The organism is Sinomonas sp. G460-2 (genome assembly GCF_047759905.1).
In the GTDB taxonomy this organism is placed as follows: Bacteria; Actinomycetota; Actinomycetes; order Actinomycetales; family Micrococcaceae; genus Sinomonas.
On sequence record NZ_JBKZWT010000019.1, the window covers coordinates 1 to 22614 of the forward strand.

The window sequence follows — 22614 nt, forward strand, 5'->3', positions numbered from 1 at the left end:
AGGGCCAGCGCGGCCGCCGCCCCGGCGACGACCGTCCATCGCCTTCGCGCGGTGGGAGAGGGCATGGGCGGAGGTCAGGCCTTCTTCGCCGCGTCGCCGAGGAGCGGGAGGAACTTCTCGAGCGCGTAAGGGAGGCTCAGGGGCGATGCGGCGGAGACGGACAGCGTGAGGGTGTTGTCGGTGTCCGCCACGAGCGCGCCGCGCTTGATCGCGGGAATCTGGGAGAGGAGCGGGTCGGCCGTGATCTGGGCCGCCGTCTTGGCCTCGGGGACCCACGTGACGAAGACGTCGGAAGAGAGCTCGTTGGCCTTCTCCGCGCTCCACGGGATGAAGAACGCCTTCGAGTCGGTGGTCTTCTCGGTGACGACCGGCGCGAGCTTCATGCCGAGCTGGCTGAGGAAGCGGGGCCGGTTGTCGGCGGCGGTGTAGATGTTGACGCCGTCCGCCTTGGCCGGCTCGAGGTTGCCGTAGATGAACGTCTTGCCAGCCAGCGGGTATTTGGCCGCGGACTCCTTGATCCGATTCTCGAGGTTCGTGACGAGCTTCTCCGCCTCGGCGCTCTTGCCGAGGGCCTGGCCGATGAGGCGCGTGGACTCCTGCCACGGGGTGCCGTAGGCGAGCTCGGGGAACGCGACGACCGGCGCGATCTTGGAGAGCTTGTCGTAGTCCTCCTTCTTGAGACCCGAGTAGGCGGCGAGGATCACGTCCGGCGCGGCCTTCGCGATCTCGGTGACATTGACGCCGTCGGCCTCGGAGAACTGGGCGGGCGCCTTCGCGCTGCCCCACGACGCGCCGAGTGCGGCGAGCTTCGCGTCCTTCCAGGGGGTGGAGCCGCTGGCGTTGCCGCCCCATTCGTTCTTCGGCACCGCGACGGGCACGACGCCGAGGGCCAGCGCGACGTCGTCGTTGACCCAGGAGACCGTCGCGACGCGCGTTGGCTGCTTCGCGATAGTCGTCTCGCCATAGGCGTGCTTGACGGTCACCGGGAAGCTGGCCGCGCCGCCAGCCGACGGCGACGCCGCGTCGGCGCCGCCCGTCGAGGGGCCGGTGGAGCAGGCGGCGGCCGTGAGCGTGAGGGCTGCGGCTCCCGTGAGGCCGAAGAGGGTGCGGCGCGACAGAAGGGGGGACTGCACGGAGAGGCTCCTAAGCTAGGCGGACCTCAGTAAGGCTAGGCTAACTTCGGCGATTTACGCAAAGTGAATCTTTCCTAATTGAGCCTGCCTCGTGGGCGGGACCGCCGTGACTGGCGTGCCGGGCTATCGGGAGCCGGCACGCGGTCGATTCGATCTGTGACGCGGCGTGGTCGTATATGACGACTGCAGTTGAGCTGTTTGAGGTCGTGTCAAAGAGGTTTGCACGGTCGTTTGCGAAACCTCTTGTGCAGATCGCATCGGGCGGCTTACTGTGCAGCCATCACCTGCTGTTGACGGTGTGTCAGCCTGTGGCGCACGGTCGCTTCGCACCTGTTGGGGGTTCTCTGTGGGGTTGTTCCGTGGCGTTTCTGCGCGCCCTTTTTCGGTCCTGCTCGTCGCCGTCTTGCTGAGTTCGGCGGGCCTTGTGTCGGCTAGCGGGCCGGTGCATGCGGCGGGGCCCGTCCGCCCTGATGGCACGATTCGAAAGGTTCACGTTGGATGACCATGCCCGAGTCGGCTAGAACGCTGACAGAAGACCTCCTTGCTCGAGCAGCAGAAGACTGGGTCTCGGCCGCCGAGGTCATCGATCTCGTGCGAAGGTCGGGAGCTACGGATCCCGAGACGCTTAGAGACCTCTCTATGGGCCTTGTATCCAGACTGCTGCTTCAGGGTCTAATTGTGGCAGGGGACCTTGATGGTCAGTCCCATGTCCCCTGGCCTTGCTCGCCGCTGGATTCCATTGGCCGGATCATCACGGCCTGGGCTGCAAAGCGCGACCCCTTCGTCATGCCTGGTGAGGTTGTCTGGATCAACACAACACCAGCGGGGCAGAGGATCGGCGAAGCGATCTGGCGACGCGAGGAGCCATAGAGCATCTGGCAGCACATGTCTCGTCGCGGTCGAGATCTGTTAGCCGGGAGGACCGGGACGTTTGAACGACCCGTGGCACGGCGAAGCATTGCTCCCGGCGGACGGATATGCCCAGTTCGAAGATGAGGGACGGCGTCGAACACAGGTGGACCGATGAGAACGGCGAGAAGATCCGTCTAAGGGTTCACGGACCGGTGTCGATGTCAACTCCATTCAGGACCGGTGTCGATGTCAACTCCATTCAGGACCGGTGTGACGGGTGCTTACTTGCGGGGTTTTGAGCCGGTGTGCTCGTCTGGGTTGAGCCGCCGGTCTCGTCGTGGTGAGCCATCTTGCTCGTCGGGACTGGGCCGGGGTGCTTGGGTGGTGAGCCACCCCGTTGACGAGCCAGGAGGCGTCGGGCTGGTCGTCGACACGTTAGGCGGTCAATCGACGGATGTTGGATAGATCTAGCTGAGTCGGGCTGGCACAGGCTGGGCTTCGTGATTTGAGTGCGGATGTTCCAGATACCGGCGGCGCTGCCGGTGAGGGCCACCACCCCAAGGGCCCCGATGGCAGTGATGAATTCCGTCATCGCCGAGCCGGGAACGTGCCCGCCGGCCGCCTCGGACGACTGCATATCCCGGATCCACCCGACGGCCCCGTCGATCCGGGTGCCGTAAGGGGATCGCACCGACGCCTTCCAAGGGCGGGGCTTGCGCCGTCGCTATTCAGCGTTACTATGTAGTGGTAGTCAATAACACTGAGTAGCTCAAGGAGGTGTTCGTGGGCAGGCAGATGACCGAGATGCTCAAGGGCACGCTGGAGGGCATCGTCCTCGCCATCCTGTCCGTGCGTGCGGCCTACGGCTACGAGATCACGGCGCGGTTGCGGGACGAGGGCTTCTCCGAGATTGCCGAGGGCACGATCTACGCGCTCCTAGTGCGGATCGAGCAGAAGGGCTTCGTGGACGTGGAGAAGATCCCGTCCGAGAAGGGGCCGCCACGCAAGGTCTACTCGCTCAACACACAGGGTCGGGAGTACCTCGACGAGTTCTGGACAACTTGGGGCTTTCTTGCCGATCGACTCGGCCAGCTCCGCGAAGAAGGAGGCAAGTGAAATGGCAGCCAAATGGATCGAGCTGGTCACGGGATCGCTCGAGCAGAAGAAGCAGTACAAGCAGTACAAGCGGCGCATCGAGACGCTTCCCGAGCCCTACGGCTCCGCCGCGAAGGCCCTCCAGCGGTACCTCATGTACTACGGAGGAATCACCACGGACGGCGACACCACGCTCAAGATGTTCGGTGACTTCGCCGATCTCTGGGAGCGCGCCGCGGCCGACGGCACGCCGGTGCGCGCGATTGTCGGCGAGGATCCTGTCGAGTTCGCCGAGACGTTCGCCGAGGCCTACTCCGGCACACGGTGGATCGACAAGGAGCGCGCCCGCCTGACCAAGGCGATCGAGGATGCGGAGCAAGGAGAGCAGAAATGAGCACGGCGATCCATGTGCAGGGCCTCGAGAAGTCGTACAAGAAGCTCGAAGTGCTCCGCGGCGTCGACTTCGACGTTAAGCGGGGCAGCATCTTCGCGCTGCTCGGCTCGAACGGCGCCGGCAAGACCACGGTCGTGAAGATCCTGTCGACCTTGCTCAAGGCCGATGCCGGGACGGCGAGCGTCAACGGCTTCGACGTCGCGACCCAGCCCGCGGAGGTCCGGGAGTCGATCAGTCTCACGGGCCAGTTCGCGGCCGTCGACGAGATCCTGAGCGGGCGGGAGAACCTCGTGCTCGTCGCCCAGCTGCGGCACCTCAAGAACCCTGGCGCGATCGCGGACGGCCTGCTCGCTCGCTTCTCGCTGACCGACGCAGGCTCGCGGAAGGTGGCCACGTACTCGGGCGGCATGCGGCGGCGGCTCGACATCGCGATGAGCCTCATCGGCAATCCGCCGCTCATCTTCCTCGACGAGCCGACCACGGGCCTCGACCCCCAGGCGCGCCTCGAGGTCTGGCAGGCCGTCAGGGAACTCGCCCACCAGGGCACCACGGTGCTCCTCACCACGCAGTACCTGGACGAGGCCGAACAACTCGCCGACCGGATCGCCATCCTCCACGGAGGCCGGATCATCGTGAACGGCACCCTCGCCGAGCTCAAGCAGCTGCTTCCGCCCGCCGAGGTCGAATACGTCGAGAAGCAGCCGACACTCGAGGACGTCTTCCTCGCGATCGTCGGCGTCGAGTAAAGGAAGAACCGATGGCCAAGCACTTCTTCGGCGACACCGCCGTTCTGCTGGGGCGGTCCCTGCGCCACATCGGGCGCAGCATGGACACCATCATCACGACCGCGATCATGCCGATCGCCTTCATGCTCCTGTTCGTCTACGTGTTCGGGGGCGCGATCAACTCCGGCTCGGACTCGTACGTGAGCTACCTGCTGCCCGGCATCCTGCTCATCACGATCGCCTCGGGCATCTCCTACACCGCGTACCGGCTCTTCCTCGACATGAAGAGCGGCATCTTCGAGCGGTTCCAGTCCATGCCGATCGCGCGTTCCTCCGTGCTGTGGGCGCACGTGCTGACCTCGCTCGTGGCCAACATGATCTCCCTCGTCGTCGTGGTGCTCGTCGCCCTCCTCATGGGCTTCCGCTCCGGGGCCGGGCTGCTCGCGTGGCTCGCGGTCGCCGGCATCCTGGTCCTGTTCACCCTCGCGCTGACGTGGATCGCCGTGATCCCGGGCCTCACGGCCAAGACGGTCGACGGCGCGAGCGCCTTCTCCTACCCGCTCCTCTTCCTGCCGTTCATCAGCTCGGCGTTCGTGCCCACCGCCACGATGCCCGGCCCCGTGCGGGCCTTCGCCGAGAACCAGCCGGTGACGTCGATCGTGAACGCCATCCGTGACCTCTTCACGGGCCAGCCCGTGGGCGCGGACATCTGGACCGCCCTGGCCTGGTGCGTCGGCATCCTGATCGTGGCGTACTTCTTCGCCATGGCAACCTACCGCCGGAAGATCTCCTAGCGGCTCCACCGCTGCGGCGGGGCGAACGACGACGGCGGGCGGCGCCGTCGTCGTTCGCTGCGTTCTCGAGGGGGTTCCCTCAGCGGCGCGCGCCTCAGGCGCCGTGCGGCTTCTGGGAGGCGGCCGCCTTCGGGTCCAGATCCGCGAGGGTGAGCTGGATCGCCGGGTTTCGGGGGAGCGGGCGGCTGGACCCGACGTGAAGATCGGGGCCCACATGGAGCAGCTCGCCGGGGTCCAGGAGCCGCCAGCGCGGGTCGTTGTCCATGCGTTCGGTGGCGACGAGCACGTGCTCGGCGACGTCGTCGCTGTGAACCGTGATGCGCTGGCTTCGCGCCTCGAGACGACGCGCCGTGGGGTCGGCGGGGCCTTGGTCTTCGCGCACGAAGAGCTCGTGAGTCTCCGGGTAGCGAAGCGCCCACACGTCCGTCGCCGTCGTGATGATGAAGTTCAGGCTGAACACGGGAAGCCGCTCGGCGATCCACGAGACCGCGTTGACGATGCCAGCCTCAAGATCGCCACCGGCGATGCGGGCCTCGGCGGTGATAAGCGCGAAGAGGCGCTCGCTGTCGGTCTCGCCCCGCACGAGGCCTGCTGTGCCGAGGTCCTCGAGCCGCCTCTCGAGGGTGGCGAGCCCGCCGAAGGCCCCGTTGTGCGCGAAGAGCCTGCCGGACTGCTCGAAGGGATGCGTGTTGACGAACGTGTGCGCCCCCGCGCTCGCGTAGCGCACGTGGGCTATGAACGTGGTGCTCTCGAGGTCCCGAGCCTCTCGGGCGAACGCGCGGTCCTCCCAGGCCGCGATGGCCTGCTTCTCCACTTTCGGCCGGCCCTGAGCCGTGAAGGTGCCGATGCCGGTCCCGTCGGGCTCCCTGCGGCTCTGCTCCCTGAGGCTGTCCGGCGCGTCAAGCAGCCAAAAGGTTGCCCTCGCTCGAGTTCGACCTGCGTGCAATGCGAACAGGCGGCACATAGCCCAACCCTACAACTGGGCGCCCGCCGAACCGCGGGGACAATACCTCATCGTTCTACCCCTGTCCAGTGATGACGAGCGATCAAATCTAGTTCGCATCAGCAACTAGACAGTTGCCGCAAGTAATCATACAGTCTGCTTTGAGAACGGTCAGATGTGCCTCGCACCCCGCGCATCTGGAAGTCCTGGTCTCGGTTGGATCTCTTGTTCGGGAGAGGTTCCGATGAATTGCTGCCTCCATCGATTTGGGGCGAATTTATCAAATGAGTCCGCCGCTTCTCCATTTCGTCGCGCCTGCGGGAATTTTACGTAGAAACCAGCCGCGAAATATTTTGGACAAATGCTTGCCCAATATCGGCCCGTCACCCTACGCTCCCAGTGGACTCTCGATCGTTTTCGGGGAACGTTTATCGGAGGGCGATAATGGAAAATTCGTCGGGCGATCACTCGCACCGCAATTCTGGTCACAAGGTTTCGAGGACCACTCGGGGTCGGCGCAGGAAGGGGCCCCGAGGGCTGTTCCGGCGAATTACCGCCGTCGCCGCGGCGCTCACGCTGTTCCTCGCGGGTGCGGCCGCCGGGGCACAAGCAGCCCCCGGCGATGCGTCGGCGTCGAACGCTCAGTTCCTCAGCGGAACCCTGCTGACGAGCGCCGGGACGCTCAACTCGATCGCGACCCTCAACGGTGCGTCGGCCGCCAATCCCGGGAACCCGACGCCAGTCATCAACAACGCCCCGCTCTCCGTCACGGCCCTCAACGCCGTCACCCTCAACGCGGGCGCGGGCATCCCGTTGTTCGGGAACACGGGACTCATCAACCTCGGCGCCGTGAATCAGTACGCGGCGGCGTTCAACAGCGGCGTGTCCAACGCGGCGTCCGGCGCCGTGGGGAACACCGGCGCCGTGTCGGTCAACGGCACGGGAGCCTTCCCCGCGAACGCGTCGATCAACCTCGCCCCGCTCCTCTCGGCGGTCGGCGGAAGCTCCGTCTTCGACGCCGCTCAGATCAACCTCGGGACCGTCACGGGCGTCGCCGCGCTGACAGCGCCAGGTCCGCCGGCGACGTCGTGCACCAACTTGTCCGCTCCGGTGAATTGCCGCGATTACAACATTGCGAGCGCGACGCTGAACCTCCACTCGGCCGCCGTCGGGAATCTCACGGGACAGCTCAACACGGCAGTCAACGGGCCGGTCTCGACGCTGACGAACACCGCCACGACCCAGCTGACCACCGCGGTGACGAACGCGGTCAACGCGGCGCTCGCGCCGATCGCAGGCCTCGGCGTCACGCAGAACGTGACGGTCAATCTCGGCATCAACGTTCCCGGGGCACTCGCTCCGGTCCTCGCGACTCCGATCACGCAGAACGGCGTCACGCTCAACCCGTCGACCGGCACGATCACGGTTGACCTCGCGCAGGTCACGGGAGCCCTCAACGGGCGCGCACCCAACTCGAATGTGCTCGACGCCTCGACGATCAACATCATCTCCAACACGCTGTTCGGGCCTACAGGGATCCTCAACACACTGCAGACCAACATCGACAACGCGGTGACCGCGGCCGTGAACAACGCCACGGTGACGGTCTCTGACTCGGTGGCCCTTCGGGCGCCGATCACCGGCACATCGCTCGGCACGCTGGGGGTGACCGTCGGCGGACCGACCACGACCCTGGGAAGCCTCGCGGCGGGCACGGCTCCTCCCGTGACGCTCAACACGAGCGCGCTCAATGACCCCACCGGCATCCTCAATCCGGTCCTCGGCACCCTCGCGAACACCGTTTCGACAACGCTCGCCGGCACGCTCCCGGGCCTCCTGACGCCGACGATCACCAACGGGATCACGGCGATCGACGCCGCGGTGAACCCGCTCATCCAGGGCCTCGCGACCACGCTTCAGCCGGCTCTGACGGCCATCGGCAGCCTCGCCCAGGTCACGCTCAACGTTCAGGAGCCCGGGACCAGCGGCTACACCTACAAGGAAGTCGCCGCGCGGGTCAGCCTGATCGGTGCGAACCTCGGAACGGTCGATCTCGGCATGGCCCAGGTTGGGCCCAACGTGCTGGCGCCAGTGGTTCCCGGCGCACTGACGCTCACCCCGAACCAGGGGCCGGTGGCCGGCGGGCAGACGGTGACCATCACGGGAACGGGACTGGCCGGGGCGACGTCGGCGCAGTTCGGCGGGACGACGCTCACACCCGGAACCGTGGCGGATGCCACGCACTTCGTGGCGAACCCCGACGGGTCGATCACCGTGTCCACCCCGGCGGCCGCGGCCGGGCCCGTGAACGTGACCGTCACGACCCCGGGCGGGACGAGCCCGGCCGGGACGTACACGTACGTGGCCGCTCCCGGCGCGCTCACACTCGCGCCGAACCAGGGCCCGCTCGCGGGCGGCCAGACGGTGACCATCACGGGCACCGGCCTCTCGGGGGCGACGTCGGTGCAGTTCGGCGGGACGACGCTCACGCCCGGAACTGTTGCCGACGCGACCCACTTCGTGGCGAACCCTGACGGGTCGATCACGGTGTCCACGCCGGCGGCCGCGGCGGCCGGGCCCGTGAACGTGACCGTCACGACGCCCGGCGGGACGAGCCCCGCGGGGACGTACACCTACCTCCCCGTGCCCGGTGCGCTGACGCTGTCCCCGAACCAGGGCCCGCTCGCGGGCGGCCAGACGCTGACCATCACGGGTACCGGTCTCGCGGGGGCGACGTCGGTGCAGTTCGGCGGGACGACGCTCACGCCGGGCACGGTGGCGGACGCGACGCATTTCGTGGCGAACCCTGACGGGTCGATCACGGTGTCCACGCCGGCGGCTGCGGCTGCCGGTCCCGTGAACGTGACCGTCACGACGCCCGGCGGGACGAGCCCCGCGGGGACGTACACCTACCTCCCCGTGCCCGGTGCGCTGACGCTGTCCCCGAACCAGGGCCCGCTCGCGGGCGGCCAGACGGTGACCATCACGGGTACCGGTCTCGCGGGGGCGACGGCCGTGCAGTTCGGCGGGACGACGCTCACGCCTGGAACTGTTGCCGACGCGACGCATTTCGTGGCGAATCCTAACGGGTCGATCACGGTGTCCACGCCGGCGGCGGCTGCTGCCGGTCCCGTGAACGTGACCGTCACGACGCCCGGCGGGACGAGCCCGGCGGGGACGTACACCTACGTGGCCGCGCCGGGTGCGCTCACTCTCACGCCGAACCAGGGCCCGCTAGCGGGCGGTCAGACGGTGACCATCACGGGCACGGGCCTCGCGGGGGCGACGTCGGTGCAGTTCGGCGGGATGACGCTCACGCCGGGCACGGTGGCGGACGCGACGCATTTCGTGGCGAACCCTGACGGGTCGATCACGGTGTCCACCCCGGCAGGTGTCGCGGGTCCGGTGAACGTCACGGTCGCGACACCGGGCGGGGCTAGCCCAGCTGCTCCGTATACCTACGTGGCGGCTCCCGGCGCGCTCACGCTGTCCCCGAACCAGGGACCGACCGCTGGCGGCCAGACCGTCACGATCACCGGCCCGAACCTCGCGGGGGCGACGTCGGTGCAGTTCGGCGGGACGACGCTGACACCGGGCACGGTGGCGGACGCGGCGCACTTCGTGGCGAACCCCGACGGGTCGATCACGGTCTCCACCCCGGCGGCTACCGCCCCGGGGCCGGTAAACGTGACCGTTACGACGCCCAGCGGAACCAGCCCGGCGTCGTCGTACGCGTACCTCGCCGCACCTGGCGCGCTGACTCTCTCCCCGAATCAGGGTCCGCTCGCGGGCGGGCAGACGGTCACCCTGACGGGCACCGGCCTGGCCGGGGCGACGTCGGTGCAGTTCGGCGGCACGACGCTGACTCCGGGCACGGTGGCGGACGCGACGCACTTTGTAGTCAACCCGGACGGATCGATCTCGCTCATCACCCCTGCGGCCGCGGCCGCAGGTCCGGTGGACGTCACGGTCACGACGCCGAGCGGAACCAGCCCCGTGGCGGTCTACACGTACGCAGCGGCCCTCGCGGTGACTGGCCAGTCCGGCCCGGCCGCGGATCAGGGCAGTGATCGCGGGCTCAACATTCAGACTGCGGTCGGCAAGCAGATGGGCAGCATCCTGACCAGCGGCGCACTGTTCGTCCTGGGCGGCCTGACGCTGGCAGGATTCGTGTACTACGTGAGCGTGCGTCGCTCGCGCCGGCACTGACCGACGCGATGAAGAGGGGTGCGGCCGTCGTGGAGAACTCAGCTCTGGCTGAGATGCCCGGCGGCCGCGGCCTGCGGCGGGTACTCGCGAGCATTCTGGCCGTCGCGCTGTTCATCGGGGTCAGCCTCACGATGGCCCAGTCCGCCGGACCGGACACATCCGCTCAGGGCGTCCAAGCCGCCCCGGGCGTGTCCGCCCTGACAGTGCCGCTGCCGGCCGCCTCGCCGGTGCCTGCCGCCGCGCCCGTTCGGCTCGTCTACTCGAGTCTGGGCGTCGACATGCCAATCCAGCCGCTCACCCCGACGCCGGAGGAACTGGCTCAGCGGACGCTGGACCCGCCCCTGACCAAGGATGCCTACTGGCTCAGCAATTATGGCCGCCCAGGCACGGGATCCACGGATTCGACCTTCATCATTAGCCACCGCTGGATCGGCGAGGACGCCCCGTTCAACCGCATCGGCAGCGGGGCAAGGCCCGGCGATCACTTTTTCGTGCAGACCGGGGCTGGCACCTTGGAATATGCCGTCGAGTCGGTCAGAGATTACGACAAGGCCACACTCTTCGATTCCGCTATCTGGGCTATTGTCCCGAACAGGATTGTGATGATTACCTGTGACTTCAACGACCCGTGGGGGAAAAACACGGTCGTCATCGCTGGGCCGGTTCGAAAATAGTCTCGGAAATACCACTTTTGCAGAGTCGAATTTTACGCACAATTTACATGCACAATTCGAAGGGCTGGCAAAGAGATCATGGAATGCCCCAAGCGCTGGGAAGCGGGCGAGCCAATCTCCCTCGCTTTCGGACCCCCACTTAAGGTCGTCTCGCTGCGACCCCATGCCGTCTTGACGGCGCCGGTCACCGCGGGCGGAGCCACGGCCCGGGGCACCCGTCCAGGGAGCCTCCACGCCGGAGCCGAGACCCTGCGCGATCAGGTCCTCGAGATCATCCACGAGGTGCTCGGCCATCCCGATCTGGGTGAGGAGACCCGCGCGGAGCTCGTGGAGCTCATGCGGCGGAACGAGGACGAGCCGGAGCGCGCGCTCCTCGAACACCTCCGCAGACACCGCTCCGGTGCGTGAGACTCGATCGGAGCCCGTCCACGGCGCGGAGGTTTGAGGACCCAGGAGGCGGGTAAACCCCTGATGAGGCGTCGCCGGCTAACTGGGGAGCCGGCACGGTGAGACGCCTCTTCATGGGTGGTTCTGGTGAGATGGCGGGTCCGCAGCGTGGGCCCGCCATCGGACGTCTATACGGAATTAAACGCGACGGGGGCCCCAGCGGGGCCCCCTTCGGTCTGCAAAGCGCTAGAGGCACTCATTGATCTGGAGGGTGCCGCCTCGGGCGATGAACGGGTGCCCGCTCAGGATCTCGCGCGCCGCCTCCTCCGAGGCCGCCTCGATGATCGTGTACCCGGAGAAGTCCGCGCGGGGCGCGGGATCCCCGGTGCTGACCTCGCCGAGGTAGTTCACCGGCGAGCCCGGGTCGGTCACGGCGCTGCCGACCGTCTGCAGCCAGGCTCCGAACGCCGCGCGGGCGGCCTCCATCTGCGCGGGGTCGGGGTGACCCATGCCGCTGTACGTGATCAGGTATTTCGCCATATCGATCTACTCCTGGTGTCGATGTCGGTTCAGGGGCTAGTCCGCTAGACGATTGGCCTGGGACGGACCCCGCCCACTCGCACGAGGCTACCGGCGCCGGAGGGTTCGTGAAAGCGCGAGGCGAGCTACCGCCGTCGTCCGCTCCACTCAAGCAGCCGCTCGCGAGGCCACGTCGTCACGATCCGTTCCGCCGGGATCCCGTTGGCCTCGGCGCGCGCCGCGCCGTACTGGAGAAAGTCGAGCTGGCCGGGCGCGTGCGCGTCGGAGTCGATGCTGAACAGGCAGCCCGCGTCGAGGGCCAGCTGAATGAGCCCGTCGGGCGGGTCCTGGCGCTCGGGGCGCGAGTTGACCTCGACCGCCACCTGATTCTCGGCGCAGGCCGCGAAGACCCGCGCCGCGTCGAAAGTCGATTCAGGCCGCGTCCCGCGCGAGCCCGTCACGAGCCGCCCGGTGCAGTGCCCGAGCACGTCGGTGTGCGGATCTTCGATCGCGCGGAGCATGCGCCGGGTCATGGCCCGCTCTTCGGAGCGCAGCTTCGAGTGCACGCTCGCGACGACGACGTCGAGCTGGCTCAGCAGCTCGGCCTCCTGGTCGAGCGTGCCGTCCTCGAGGATGTCCACCTCGATCCCGGCGAGCAGGCGAAAGCGTTCGTCCGCCGGGCGCGAGCCGTTGTACGCGTCGACGAGGTCCACCTGCTCGGCGAGCCGCTCGGCGGAGAGCCCGTTGGCCACGGTGAGATTCGGGGAGTGGTCGGTGACGGCGAGGTAGTCGCGGCCCAAAAGGCGCGCGGCCTGCGCCATCTCCTCGAGGGGAGCGCCGCCGTCGGACGATGAGGTGTGGCTGTGGAGGTCGCCGCGGAGCAGCGCGTGCAGCGCGCGCCCGCCCTCCGCGAGCGGCTCCTCGCCGCGATCCCGCAGCGACTGGAGGTAGCCCGGGACCTGCCCGTCGATGGCCTGCTGGATCACCTCGAACGTTCGCGCGCCGATGCCCGGCGTGCGCTTGAGCCCGCCGTCGCGGACGCGCGCCGCGAGATCGTCCGCCGGGATCCCGGCGATCGCCTCGGCGGCGTGACGGAAGGCCTTCACCTTGAAGTTTGGGGCTAGCTCGCGCTCGAGCCGGAACGCGATCTCGCGGAGCGCATCGATGGGATCCATGCTCACCTTGCCGCGGACGACGGCGGCGCCGGCCTCACGCCTGGACCCCGCCTACCGCTCACTGGCCGTCTCCGGGGTGCTTGGGCGGGATGGGAATCACCGGGAATGAGGGCAGGGAGGGCAGCGCCGGCACGGCCGGCACCGCGGCTGGGGCTGGCACTGGGGCCGGGGCCGGTCCTGGCGCGTTGACGAGGCTCGGCGGCGGCGCGTCGAACGGTCCGTGATCGTAGAGGCCCAGGACCTTCTGCATGTAGTACGCCCACTGCGGGCCCGCGAGGTACGCGCCGTCGATCACCGGCCAGAACTTGCCGTTGACCAGGACGTTCCGGCCGAGGTGATCTTCAGGGTTGCCGAGCGCCTCGCCGAAGTAGGACGCGGTGGAGAGCCCCTTCGTGTAGCCGATCAGCCACGTCTCGCTGTTGTACTCGTTCGTGCCCGTCTTGGCGGCGTCCGGGACGCCCAGCTTGATGGTCTGGCCGCTGTTGTCCTTGATGTTGTACCCGGAGCCCTTCGTGAGCACGTCCTGGAGGACGCTCGTCACAGCCTTCGCGACGTCGGGCTTGATCGCGTTCGCTTGGCACTGCTGCGCCTGCCCGCCGATCCGCTTGCCCTGTGAGTCGGTCACGTCCGTGATAGCGATCGGCGTGCAGTACGTGCCGTTGCTCGCGAACGTGGCGTATTCGCTGGCGAGGCTCAGCGGCGCAATGTTCGGCCCGCCGAGCAGGTTGCCGAGCGTGGACATATCGACCTTCTTGCCGTGGCCCTCGCCGTCGTGGAGGCCCAGCGCATCCGCGGCACGCTGGATGTCGCAGAAGTCGTTGAGGCCCGCGGCCGAGGCGAACGTCGCCGTGTTGATCGACTGGTAGACGCCCTCGCGGACGGTCATCTGCCGGTACCACTGGGGCTCGTCGTTCAGGAGGTCGTCGCTGGCGCCGAGGCCCGCTGCCTTCTCGGCCGAGTCGTACGCGCCGACTACATGGGCGCACGTGTCTCTCCACGGATAGTTGAGCGGGTACACGCGCTTGCTCGCGTCAACCTTCTGGTCGGTCGGTTTGCCCTCGTTCAACCACGCCGTGAGGGTCACGGGTTTCATCGCCGAGCCGGGCTGCATCCCGCCCGCGCCGCCCAGCGCGTTCCCGCTCGCGTCCGTTCTGTCGACGTTGAAGTTGTAGGCCGTGACGAAGTTCGAGCCCTGGCCCGGAAGCATGCGGGTGTTCTGCGCCATCGAGAGAATGCGCCCCGTGCCGGGCTGGACCGTGACGAGCGACGTGCCCCACTTGTCCGGGTTCGCGCCTGCCGTCGCGTCGACCTGAGCCTGGGCTGGACCCTGGAGCCGCGGATCGAGGGTCGTCTTGATGGTCAGGCCTTCACGCTGGAGCTTCCGAACCCGCTCGTCGACCGTATTGCCGTACGCTGGGTCGTCCTCGAGCTGATGCAGGACGTAGTCGCAGAAGTACTGCGCCTGGGACGCGTAGGCGCACCCCTGTTTGGGTGGATTCACCTTGAGCTGGAGCGGGGTCGCGACGGCGGCGTCGTGGTCCTTCTGGTTGATGTACCCGTGCTTGAGCATCGCGTCGAGCACGAGGTTGCGCCGTAGAACCGAGAGGTCCGCGTGGGCCGTGGGGTCGTAGAGCGACGGCCCGTTGACGATCCCCGCGAGGAGCGCGGCCTGCGGGAGCGTGAGGTCCTTCGCGTCCACCGAGAAGAAGTACTGGCTCGCGGCCTCGATGCCGTAGGCATTCGAGTTGAAGAAGACGAGGTTGAGATAGCCCTGCAGGATCTGGTCCTTCGAGAACTGCTGCTCGAGCCCGATCGCGAGCTTCATCTCGCGCAGTTTGTCGCCGAGAGTCTTCTGGGAATCGAGGGCCACGGAGGAGTCCTCGCCCTGCGCCACCTCGTTCTCCCGCAGCACGTTCGCGACGTACTGCTGGGTCAGCGTCGACGCGCCCTGCCGATCGCCGCGGGCGTTCGCGAGGACCGCCCGGAGGATGCCGGTCGTGTCGACGCCGCCGTGCTCGTAGAACCTGTAGTCCTCGATCGCGACGATCGCGTTCTTGAGATGGGGAGAGACCTGGTCGAGGGGGATCGGCGTGCGGTTCTCGGTGAACAGCGACGCGATCGGTGAACCGTCGGACGCGACGATCCGCGTGACGAGGCTTGGAGGGTCGACTTTGAGTTGGGTCGGGAGACTGTCGAAGAACTGCACCGAGCCGTACGCTGCGCCGCCGGTTACCGCTGCCGCGGGCAGCATAAGGCCCGCCGCGAGCACTCCGCAGAGGGCGCTGACGCCAAGGAAGCTGATGATCAACCCGAGCGCTCTGGCCACCACGTGCAAGACATGGGCCATGAACCGCATTATAGGAGGCCAACCATCGGCGGGTCTGGAAACCGGACGGGGTGAGGCGAGCCTTCAGAGACGCCCGAAGGGGCTTTGGGCCCCGGCGGAAGCCGCTGCCGTCGCCTATGATCACCCTGATTGCCCTCGGCAACGGGTCGGGGGCGTCGCCGAGAGCGGGGGAACGCGTGAGCGGTGCGAATGGGGGATGGCCCGCAGCCGTCCAAGGATCGGGCGTGCCGGCCCAGGGCTGGTATCCGGCCCCGGACCGCCCGGGGCAGGTCCGGTGGTGGGACGGCCGGATGTGGACGCCGTACTACCAGCCGATGTACCGCCCGTCGGTGATGATCGGGCGCCCGCCGCTCCGCGCCGGGGCTGCAATCTACCGCTGGACGATCTGGCTCGTCGCGTTCCTGCCCTACACGAGCCTCTTGCTCGAGCTTGCATGGAACCCGACGTTCCGCTACCGGACGGTCACGAGCGGCCGAAGCCAGGTTCGGATCCTCGACGCGACCTCCGTCTTCACGCCCCTCTACTTCGCGATCTTCGTCTCCGCCATTCTGGCGTATGGGCTGGTCATCTGGTTCGCCTATCTCGACACGAAGCGACTCGAGGCCGAAGGTGTGGTCCGTCCGTTCCACTGGGCCTGGGCGTTCCTCTCGCCGATCGTCTACGTGATTGGCCGATCCGTCATTGTCCACCAGGTCGCGCGGCCCAGAGGCCTGGCTCCGGTGTGGGCGCTCATGGCCGCCTTCGTGATCAGCTACGGCCTCGCGACGATCAAGATGGTCAGCCTGTTCTCCACGATGGCCCCGTCGATCTCCACCTGAGCGGGACCGACCGGCAGGCTCAGAGAAGCTCGGCGCCCGGCAGGTTCAGCCTGCCGATGAGCCGGAGCCGGAGATCGTCGCGGTAGGCCGCGCCCTGCGGGTCGATGCGTTCCATGGCATCGGCGAGGAGCGTCGCGAGCTCGCGATCGGCCTCGGGATCCGCGGCGGCGGGGGCTTCGACTGGCTCGGTGTGCAGCGCGAGGGCATCCCCGACCTGGAGGGCGTGAAGCTCGAAGGCTCCGAGCGGAGCGATCGCCTGCGCCATGAGCACGGCGCGGGCCACGACGGGTGGGATGTGTTCCGCGACGACCGAGGGCTGGTGCTCAAGGTCCGGCCGCCGTCGCTGTTCGACGAACCAGAGCTCGAGGGCGCGGATGACCTGTTCGACGTCTCCGTCGGAGAGCCGCACCTCGACGACGTGCCGGACGCCGGCGTCGTCGCTGCGCAGGATCGCCGTGATCGAGTGCGGGCGGACGGAGGGAAATGCGTCCTCGAGGTCCAAGTCGGTGTCGCTCACGCCGAGTAGGCCGGGGTCTTCGTGGATGCGGCGGGCAAGCCAAACGGCGTCGAGGCCGAGGTCGTCTTCAAGGTACAGCCGGTCAGACGGGGCGTACTCCATGTCGTGATGCTATGACCTTGCTCTCGGTTGGCGGGAGAGGCCAGCTGATCTGTTGACGGGCCCGCGGTGCGGGCCTACATTCGCAACAGCTGGGGTGACCCATTCACCAACGGACACCATCGCCGCCGTCGTGCGGCATCGGGACATCGGTCTCGGCCCGGCCTCGGACCGGGTGCAGCGCGGGCTGTCCCTTCTTCGGTCGAAGGAGGAGCGACAATGCTCAAGCACATCGGCGCCGCTATGGGTGCGGCGCTCTTGATCACGGCGGCGGGGGCTAGCCCCGCGCTCGCCACGACGACGGGGACGGAACACAGCTCTCAGATCTCGGACGTCATCCCGGTGACGTGCGATGGACCGGGAGCCACGTCGTATGCCGGAATCGGCAACTCGGTCCAGCACTTCACCGTGAACAACAACGGCGACTGGTTCACCACGACGCGCGAGGGTCAAGTGACGCTGACGACGCTCTGGCACGGCGCGTGGGGGACCTGGACCGGTCATCTCCAGGAGTGGTTTGGCTCGGAGGACAACAAGCAGAGCAACGTGCAGCATGCGACCGTGAACTTCAACGGCACGAGCACCGCTGACCCGTCAGCGACGCTGACGATCCACGGAGCATTCACCCAGACCACGAACGCCAACGGCGTCCTTGTGGTCAACAACATGACCTTCGATTGCCGGTAGCGCGGCGGGTTACGTGGCGGCACCCGGTTGGGCGCCGCCACGGCCCCTCACCCGCGCTTGATGGCCTCGAGGGCCCAGCCCTGCCCGAGCGCCTCATCCAGGAGCGCCCTGCGCTGGCCGCTGAGCGTTCCCCTGTGGGCCTCATCCCGCTGGGACTCGACCCACCGCCCGAGCCTGTTCTCTTCGACGGACGGTGCCGCCGGCTCAGGGGCGCGCCCGTGCGCCGCGCAGAACGTCCTCAGGCGCTGAAGGGTCGTGAGGAACAGCTCGTCCCCACCCAGCACTGGGTTATGAAGGCCGGAGATCTGCCGCGACAGTTCCCGCCTCGTGAATTCGTCCACCAATGTTCCCCCCTTGTTCACCATCTAGCTCACACATTATGCATCTGAAAGGCATCTTTCATGTGAGCCATGACACGTGACGGCGGGGCGTCGCCCGAGGGAAGCGAAGGCGGGGCCGGCTGCGCGCCGCGCGGGCCGGGCGCGACGCGGGCTTAGGAGGCCGAGACGAGCGCGACCGCGACCGAGAAGGCGCGTTCGAACAACGGGCCGACGGCCACGTCGTAGCGCGCCGCTGCCTCGCGCACCCAGAGGCACGGCCAGGCTCGGCCGCAGAAGCATTGGCCGGCGTGGGGGGCGTCGCAGGGTGAGTGGTTGGCACTGATCAGGTGGTGGTCGATCAGCGCGCGCTCATCCGCGGAGCAGGAAGTCATCTGGGTGTCGATGCGCCTGCGGAGTTCTTGGAGCCAGGTGTGAGGCACGGCGGACACGCTACACGTCTCACGTGGCCGCTAAGTGACTCGTGAGTAGGCGGGATCCGCGGAAACTCGCGGAAGACCGCCGTCGCCCACCGTCGCCCACATGGCCGAAATCACACCGGACGGGCGTCTCCGGGCCCGTTGGGCGCGCCAAGGGCGCGCGGGTGTCATTGCACGCTGCGAACGGCGGCGGCCTGCAGAGGCAGCGCGCGCTCGTGCCGGCCCGGTGTGAGCGTCTCGTCCATGGCGCCGGGAAGGCGCAGGACCGCCTCGGTGCCCTCGGGGACGACGACGTCGACGGTCACCATCCCGTCGGCGAGTTCCCAGCGCACGGACGCGTGGCCGTGCGGTGTGTCGAGGCTCGTTTCGGCCCACTCGAGGTCCCCGCCGGGCTGGGGCGCGACGAGGATGCGCCGGTAGCCGGGTTCGAGGGGAGCGAGGCCGCCGACCACGCGGTGGAGCCAATCGACGACGGCGCCGAGCGCATAGTGGTTGAAGCTCGTCATCTCGCCCGGGTTGATCGTGCCGTCGGGGAGCATCGAGTCCCAGCGCTCCCAGATGGTCGTCGCGCCCATCGTCACGGGGTAGAGCCACGACGGGTTCTCGGTCTGGAGCAGGAGCCGGTAGGCCGTGTCGAGGTGGCCGGTCGCAGTGAGGGCGTCGGTGACGAACGGGGTCCCGGCGAATCCGGTCGAGATGCGGTGCCCGGCGGCCTCGACGAGCTCGGCGAGGCGGCGGCCCGCGAACTCGCGGTCGGCGTCGCCGAGGATGCCGAAGGCGATGGCGAGGGCGTAGACGGTGGTGCAGTCGCTCGCGATGAGGCCGTCGTTGAGGTAGTGCTCGGTGAACGCGGCGCGCAGGCCGGTGGCCATGACGCGGAACTCGGTCTCGGCGTCCGCGTCGCCGATGATCCCGGCGGTCTGGGCCACGAGCACCGCAGTCCGATAGGCGCAGAGGGTCGCGACGACGTGCGGGTCGGCCTTGGCCGCGGCGGGCCGGTCAGGGGCGGCGTCGGGGTCGAGCCAGTCGCCGAACTGGAAGCCCGTGTCCCAGAGCCCGTTCGCGGAGAGTTTGCTGCGCACGCGGCGGGCGTGGGCGGTCATCGAGGGGTAGGCCTCCTCGAGCACGCGCGAGTCGCCGTATGCGGTCCACGCCGCCCACGGGACCCAGACTGCAGCGTCGCTCCACACCGCGGTGGTGTCCGGGACGGGGAACTCCGCCGGGTGCTCGACGTACTTGAGCACGTCCGGGACTACGTAGGGGACGAGGCCGTCCTGGTGGTCTTGCTCGAGGGCGAGGTCGCGGAGCCAGTCGCGCAGGAAGTCGCGCGAGTCGAAGAGGAAGCACGCGCTCGGTGCGAATGCCGCGAGGTCTCCGGTCCAGCCGAGCCGCTCGTCGCGCTGTGGGCAGTCGGTCGGCACGTCGACGAAGTTGCCGCGCATGCCCCAGACGGCGTTCTCGTGCAGCCGGTTCAGCAGCGGGTTCGAGGTCTCGAAGCGGCCCGTACGGCGCAGATCCGAGGAAACGACGACGGCGGTGAGCCCGCCTCCCGCCGCCAAGTCCGCCCGGAGGGCCTCGATCCCGCCGGGCCAGCCCTCGACCTCGGCGTAGCGGAAGCCGTGGAACGTGGACGTCGGCTCGAACACGTCGGCCGCGCCCGAGAGTGTAAACCGGTCCGTGGCCTTCGCCGAGCGCAGCGGGCGCGTGCCGAGCTCGCCGCGCTCGAGCACCTCGGCGTGCCGCAGCGTCACGACCGAGCCGTCCGGACCGGTGACCGCGGTGCGGATCCAGCCGACGAGGTTCTGACCGAAGTCCACGAGCGCCTTCCCCGACGGGGACTCCCAGGCTTTCACCGGCGCGAGCTCGGCGACCCGTCGCACGGGCGGGCCGACGTAGGGCTCAAGGCGGGATAGGTCGTCGTCACGCTCGTGGACGCCCACCCAGGCCGGCGAGGCGAACCCGGGAGCCAGCCACGCGCCGTCGTACGCCCGCGCGTCGATGTCCTGGCCGTCGTAGAGATCGTTCGCCGTGGTCGCCGAGGGCCCCGCGGTCCAGGAGGAATCGGTCCCGAACACCTGCTCGTGCCCGTCCGCGAACCGGACACGGAGCTCGGCGAACCCGGCGAGCTCGTCCCCGTAGAACGCCGAGCCGCCGCTCCACGTGAGCCGACCGCGGTACCAGCCATTGCCCAAGGAGAGCCCCACCACCGTCGTCGGACCGACGCGCGAGGTCACGTCCAACTCCGCATACCGGAGCCGCCACTCATAGGAGGTCCAGCCCGGGGTCAGCAGGTCCGCTGATGCCCGCTGACCATTGACCCACGCCTCGACCACCCCGAGCGCGGAGACGAAGAGCGTCGCCGAGGCCACGTCGCCATGGCCTTCGTCGAGGCGGAACTCCCCACGCAGCAGCGGGGCGCCGCCGAACTCGGCATCGGGGGAGACGAGGCGGGCATGCCAAGCAGTCATCATTGAGCTCCGTGGTGAGGGTCGAGGGAATTGAACCGATTCAGAACCGTCGAGGCAACCGTAGCATGAGATGGATCACACGGTCAGTGGTTTCGTGGGCACGTCGAGGCCGCTGCGAGCCTGGTTGCTCACCCACCCCTGAGCCCGCATGCGATCGCGGGCGTCATCGATTGCGGAAGCCCTGTGCCTCAGGCTGTTGTACATGTAAAGTCCCTCTCGTCCGGGGGAACGGGACAGCCCGGCGATGGGGAGGAACACTATGAAGGCATGTTTGGCGGGCGCGCGCGGAGCGACCCGGTTACTGTTGCTGCTCGCGCTCGCAACGGCGGGAATCTTGGGGTTCCCCCTGACGGCGAACGCGGCGGATACGTGGACGGCCTCCGGCCCTGGGACGGCGACCGTCGCGGAGAACGGGGGCAGCCTCTCGTTCTCGTACAACGCAGGGCACACCTCAGCTGAATACGGCGGGCTCACGTGGACGTTCGAGGCGACCGCGGCGGCGCCCGTCGACACGACCTACGACTGGAAGATCAGCGGCTGCCACTCCTGGTTCATGGCCTCCGTGGAGGTCCGGGAGTTCGTCACCCACAACGGGGTCACGACGTGGACTCCTATGGTGAGCGGCGGCGCCGCGTGTGGGTTCTCCTACTCCGGGACCCTCGACGTGCATGCAGCCGCTGGCGACACCTACGGGTTCACGGTCTTCGGAAGGAACTTCGACTACTCGCAGGTGATGGTCGGCACTCTCGCCCTCACGCCTCACGATTCGACGCCCCCGGTGATCACGCCGACCATCACGGGCACGATGGGCAGCAATGGCTGGTACACCTCCGACGTCGGCGTCTCGTGGAACGTGACCGACCCGGAATCGGCGATCACCGCCGAGTCTGGGTGCTCGAGCACCACCGTCACGGCCGACACCACCGGGCAGGTGTTCACGTGCACCGCGACGTCGGCCGGCGGCACCAGCACGAGGAGCGTCACGATCATGCGTGACGCGACGCCGCCCGCGATTGCCTTCAGCGGGAACCCCGGGAGCTTCACCGTGGCCGACACTGTCAACATCACGTGCAACGCCACCGACAGCACCTCGGGCGTCGCGTCGACCAGCTGCCCCGGTGTCGTCTCCCAGCCTGCCTGGCAACTGGCGCTCGGCACGCATTCCTACACGGCGAATGCGGCGGACATGGCGGGCAATGCCGGCACGGCGACGACGTCCTTCACCGTCACCGTCGGCTACGACAGCCTTTGCGCTCTGACCGGCACCTTCTCTACCAATCCCGACGTCACCCAGGGCCTGTGCGACAAGCTCGCTGCGGCAAAGTCCTCCGCAATCCGCGGGCAGTCGAAGGCGAAGGACAACGTCATTCACGCCTTCGGCAACCAGGTTGATGCGCAGACGGGCAAGGCCCTCACGAGCAGCCAGGCTGCGCTGCTGAAGAGCCTCTCCGGCTCGCTCTGAGAAACGCGCGGGTGGGCCGGGGCGTAGGTGAGCGGCCGCCGTCGTCCGTTGCGGTCCGACGTCCTCGTTAGCTTCGCGGGGTGGGTCGCCCCTTTCCTTCGGGCCGCGCCGATACCCGACGACGCCCTCGACGATCTTGCGCTCTCCTCGGGGGGCGAGAAGCACCTAGGCCCGCGTCGCATTGACTTAGATGCATGTCAAGGTTACCTTGACAGTGTGGACGGTTAAGGGGGAGACGATGCATCGGAACGAGGCTGACGCGGGACTCGACGCGCTCGATCCAGCAGAGAATCCGGCCCGCGATGCCGCCAGCTTCCGGAGGATCATCACCGCCCGGAAGGGGCTGGAGCAGGCGGAGGCGGAACTCCGCGCTGCGGTCGCAGCGGCGCGGGAAGCGGGCGACTCGTGGACGGTCATCGGCGCCGCCCTCGATACGTCGCGCCAGGCAGCACAGCAGAGGTTCGCGAAGTAACGGCATCAACAGGTCGGGGCTCCGGCGCCGTGCTGGGGGAGGATTACGGCGCCGGGACCCTTTGCGGCCGCGCGCCCATGGTGGCAC

General features: G+C 68.1%; 21 protein-coding genes. 12 read left to right on the forward strand and 9 right to left on the reverse strand.

The window, feature by feature from the left end; all coding sequences use genetic code 11:
* Positions 1 to 74 precede the first annotated feature (74 nt).
* Positions 75 to 1133, reverse strand: a complete 1059-nt coding sequence (locus ACLN58_RS03980) for an iron-siderophore ABC transporter substrate-binding protein (protein ID WP_415853984.1) — start codon at positions 1131 to 1133, stop codon at positions 75 to 77.
* A gap of 498 nt (positions 1134 to 1631) precedes the next feature.
* Between ACLN58_RS03980 and ACLN58_RS03985 the strand changes: the two genes are divergently transcribed.
* The 5 genes from ACLN58_RS03985 to ACLN58_RS04005 all read left to right on the forward strand — a co-directional run bounded on the left by ACLN58_RS03985 (position 1632) and on the right by ACLN58_RS04005 (position 4993).
* On the forward strand, positions 1632 to 2003 hold the full coding sequence (locus ACLN58_RS03985; RefSeq protein ID WP_415853985.1) for a hypothetical protein: 372 nt from the start codon (positions 1632 to 1634) through the stop codon (positions 2001 to 2003).
* Between the two features lie 765 nt (positions 2004 to 2768).
* Positions 2769 to 3101 (forward strand): PadR family transcriptional regulator, encoded by a 333-nt coding sequence (locus ACLN58_RS03990; protein WP_415853986.1) that lies wholly within the window; start codon positions 2769 to 2771, stop codon positions 3099 to 3101.
* Between the two features lies 1 nt (position 3102).
* Positions 3103 to 3474 carry a DUF1048 domain-containing protein gene (locus ACLN58_RS03995; protein ID WP_415853987.1) on the forward strand — a complete coding sequence of 124 codons (372 nt, stop codon included), beginning with the start codon at positions 3103 to 3105 and terminating at the stop codon, positions 3472 to 3474.
* On the forward strand, positions 3471 to 4220 hold the full coding sequence (locus ACLN58_RS04000) for an ABC transporter ATP-binding protein (RefSeq protein WP_415853988.1): 750 nt from the start codon (positions 3471 to 3473) through the stop codon (positions 4218 to 4220). Before ACLN58_RS03995 ends, ACLN58_RS04000 begins: the two co-directional genes overlap by 4 nt.
* Before the next feature lie 11 nt (positions 4221 to 4231).
* A complete protein-coding gene (locus ACLN58_RS04005) occupies positions 4232 to 4993 on the forward strand; it encodes an ABC transporter permease (protein WP_415853989.1) in 762 nt (253 codons plus the stop codon).
* Between the two features lie 94 nt (positions 4994 to 5087).
* Here ACLN58_RS04005 and ACLN58_RS04010 read toward each other — a convergent pair whose 3' ends face one another.
* Complete coding sequence (locus tag ACLN58_RS04010) at positions 5088 to 5957, reverse strand: class II glutamine amidotransferase (protein WP_415853990.1); 870 nt, start codon at positions 5955 to 5957, stop codon at positions 5088 to 5090.
* Between the two features lie 423 nt (positions 5958 to 6380).
* On the opposite strand from ACLN58_RS04010, the gene ACLN58_RS04015 reads away from it, so the two are divergent.
* The 3 genes from ACLN58_RS04015 (at position 6381) to ACLN58_RS04025 (ending at position 11227) form a co-directional block, all read left to right on the forward strand.
* Entirely contained in the window at positions 6381 to 10145 is a 3765-nt protein-coding gene (locus ACLN58_RS04015) for an IPT/TIG domain-containing protein (RefSeq protein WP_415853991.1), read from the forward strand.
* A 29-nt stretch (positions 10146 to 10174) separates the two neighbouring features.
* The gene (locus ACLN58_RS04020; RefSeq protein WP_415853992.1) at positions 10175 to 10819 is read left to right on the forward strand and encodes a class F sortase; all 645 of its coding nucleotides are present in this window, start codon (positions 10175 to 10177) and stop codon (positions 10817 to 10819) included.
* A gap of 171 nt (positions 10820 to 10990) precedes the next feature.
* Positions 10991 to 11227 (forward strand): hypothetical protein, encoded by a 237-nt coding sequence (locus ACLN58_RS04025; protein ID WP_415853993.1) that lies wholly within the window; start codon positions 10991 to 10993, stop codon positions 11225 to 11227.
* Between the two features lie 225 nt (positions 11228 to 11452).
* Here ACLN58_RS04025 and ACLN58_RS04030 read toward each other — a convergent pair whose 3' ends face one another.
* The 3 genes from ACLN58_RS04030 to ACLN58_RS04040 all read right to left on the reverse strand — a co-directional run bounded on the left by ACLN58_RS04030 (position 11453) and on the right by ACLN58_RS04040 (position 15247).
* Entirely contained in the window at positions 11453 to 11746 is a 294-nt protein-coding gene (locus ACLN58_RS04030; protein WP_415853994.1) for a hypothetical protein, read from the reverse strand.
* A gap of 125 nt (positions 11747 to 11871) precedes the next feature.
* Positions 11872 to 12900 (reverse strand): PHP domain-containing protein, encoded by a 1029-nt coding sequence (locus ACLN58_RS04035; RefSeq protein ID WP_415853995.1) that lies wholly within the window; start codon positions 12898 to 12900, stop codon positions 11872 to 11874.
* A 58-nt stretch (positions 12901 to 12958) separates the two neighbouring features.
* A complete protein-coding gene (locus ACLN58_RS04040; protein ID WP_415853996.1) occupies positions 12959 to 15247 on the reverse strand; it encodes a transglycosylase domain-containing protein in 2289 nt (762 codons plus the stop codon).
* Positions 15248 to 15471: 224 nt separating this feature from the next.
* Between ACLN58_RS04040 and ACLN58_RS04045 the strand changes: the two genes are divergently transcribed.
* A complete protein-coding gene (locus ACLN58_RS04045) occupies positions 15472 to 16065 on the forward strand; it encodes a DUF2510 domain-containing protein (protein ID WP_415853997.1) in 594 nt (197 codons plus the stop codon).
* A gap of 19 nt (positions 16066 to 16084) precedes the next feature.
* On the opposite strand, the gene ACLN58_RS04050 is transcribed toward ACLN58_RS04045, so the two are convergent.
* Positions 16085 to 16684 carry a hypothetical protein gene (locus tag ACLN58_RS04050; protein ID WP_415853998.1) on the reverse strand — a complete coding sequence of 200 codons (600 nt, stop codon included), beginning with the start codon at positions 16682 to 16684 and terminating at the stop codon, positions 16085 to 16087.
* A 216-nt stretch (positions 16685 to 16900) separates the two neighbouring features.
* On the opposite strand from ACLN58_RS04050, the gene ACLN58_RS04055 reads away from it, so the two are divergent.
* Positions 16901 to 17368 (forward strand): hypothetical protein, encoded by a 468-nt coding sequence (locus ACLN58_RS04055; RefSeq protein WP_415853999.1) that lies wholly within the window; start codon positions 16901 to 16903, stop codon positions 17366 to 17368.
* Positions 17369 to 17415: 47 nt separating this feature from the next.
* Here the strand turns inward: ACLN58_RS04055 and ACLN58_RS04060 are convergent, their stop codons facing one another.
* The 3 genes from ACLN58_RS04060 to ACLN58_RS04070 all read right to left on the reverse strand — a co-directional run bounded on the left by ACLN58_RS04060 (position 17416) and on the right by ACLN58_RS04070 (position 20596).
* The gene (locus ACLN58_RS04060) at positions 17416 to 17709 is read right to left on the reverse strand and encodes a helicase associated domain-containing protein (RefSeq protein WP_415854000.1); all 294 of its coding nucleotides are present in this window, start codon (positions 17707 to 17709) and stop codon (positions 17416 to 17418) included.
* 152 nt (positions 17710 to 17861) lie between these two features.
* Positions 17862 to 18128, reverse strand: a complete 267-nt coding sequence (locus ACLN58_RS04065; protein ID WP_415854001.1) for a hypothetical protein — start codon at positions 18126 to 18128, stop codon at positions 17862 to 17864.
* Between the two features lie 164 nt (positions 18129 to 18292).
* A complete protein-coding gene (locus ACLN58_RS04070; RefSeq protein WP_415854002.1) occupies positions 18293 to 20596 on the reverse strand; it encodes a family 78 glycoside hydrolase catalytic domain in 2304 nt (767 codons plus the stop codon).
* Between the two features lie 331 nt (positions 20597 to 20927).
* Between ACLN58_RS04070 and ACLN58_RS04075 the strand changes: the two genes are divergently transcribed.
* Positions 20928 to 22055: a hypothetical protein gene (locus tag ACLN58_RS04075; RefSeq protein ID WP_415854003.1), complete on the forward strand. Its 1128-nt coding sequence runs from the start codon at positions 20928 to 20930 to the stop codon at positions 22053 to 22055.
* Between the two features lie 238 nt (positions 22056 to 22293).
* A complete protein-coding gene (locus ACLN58_RS04080) occupies positions 22294 to 22527 on the forward strand; it encodes a hypothetical protein (protein WP_415854004.1) in 234 nt (77 codons plus the stop codon).
* Positions 22528 to 22614 lie beyond the last annotated feature (87 nt).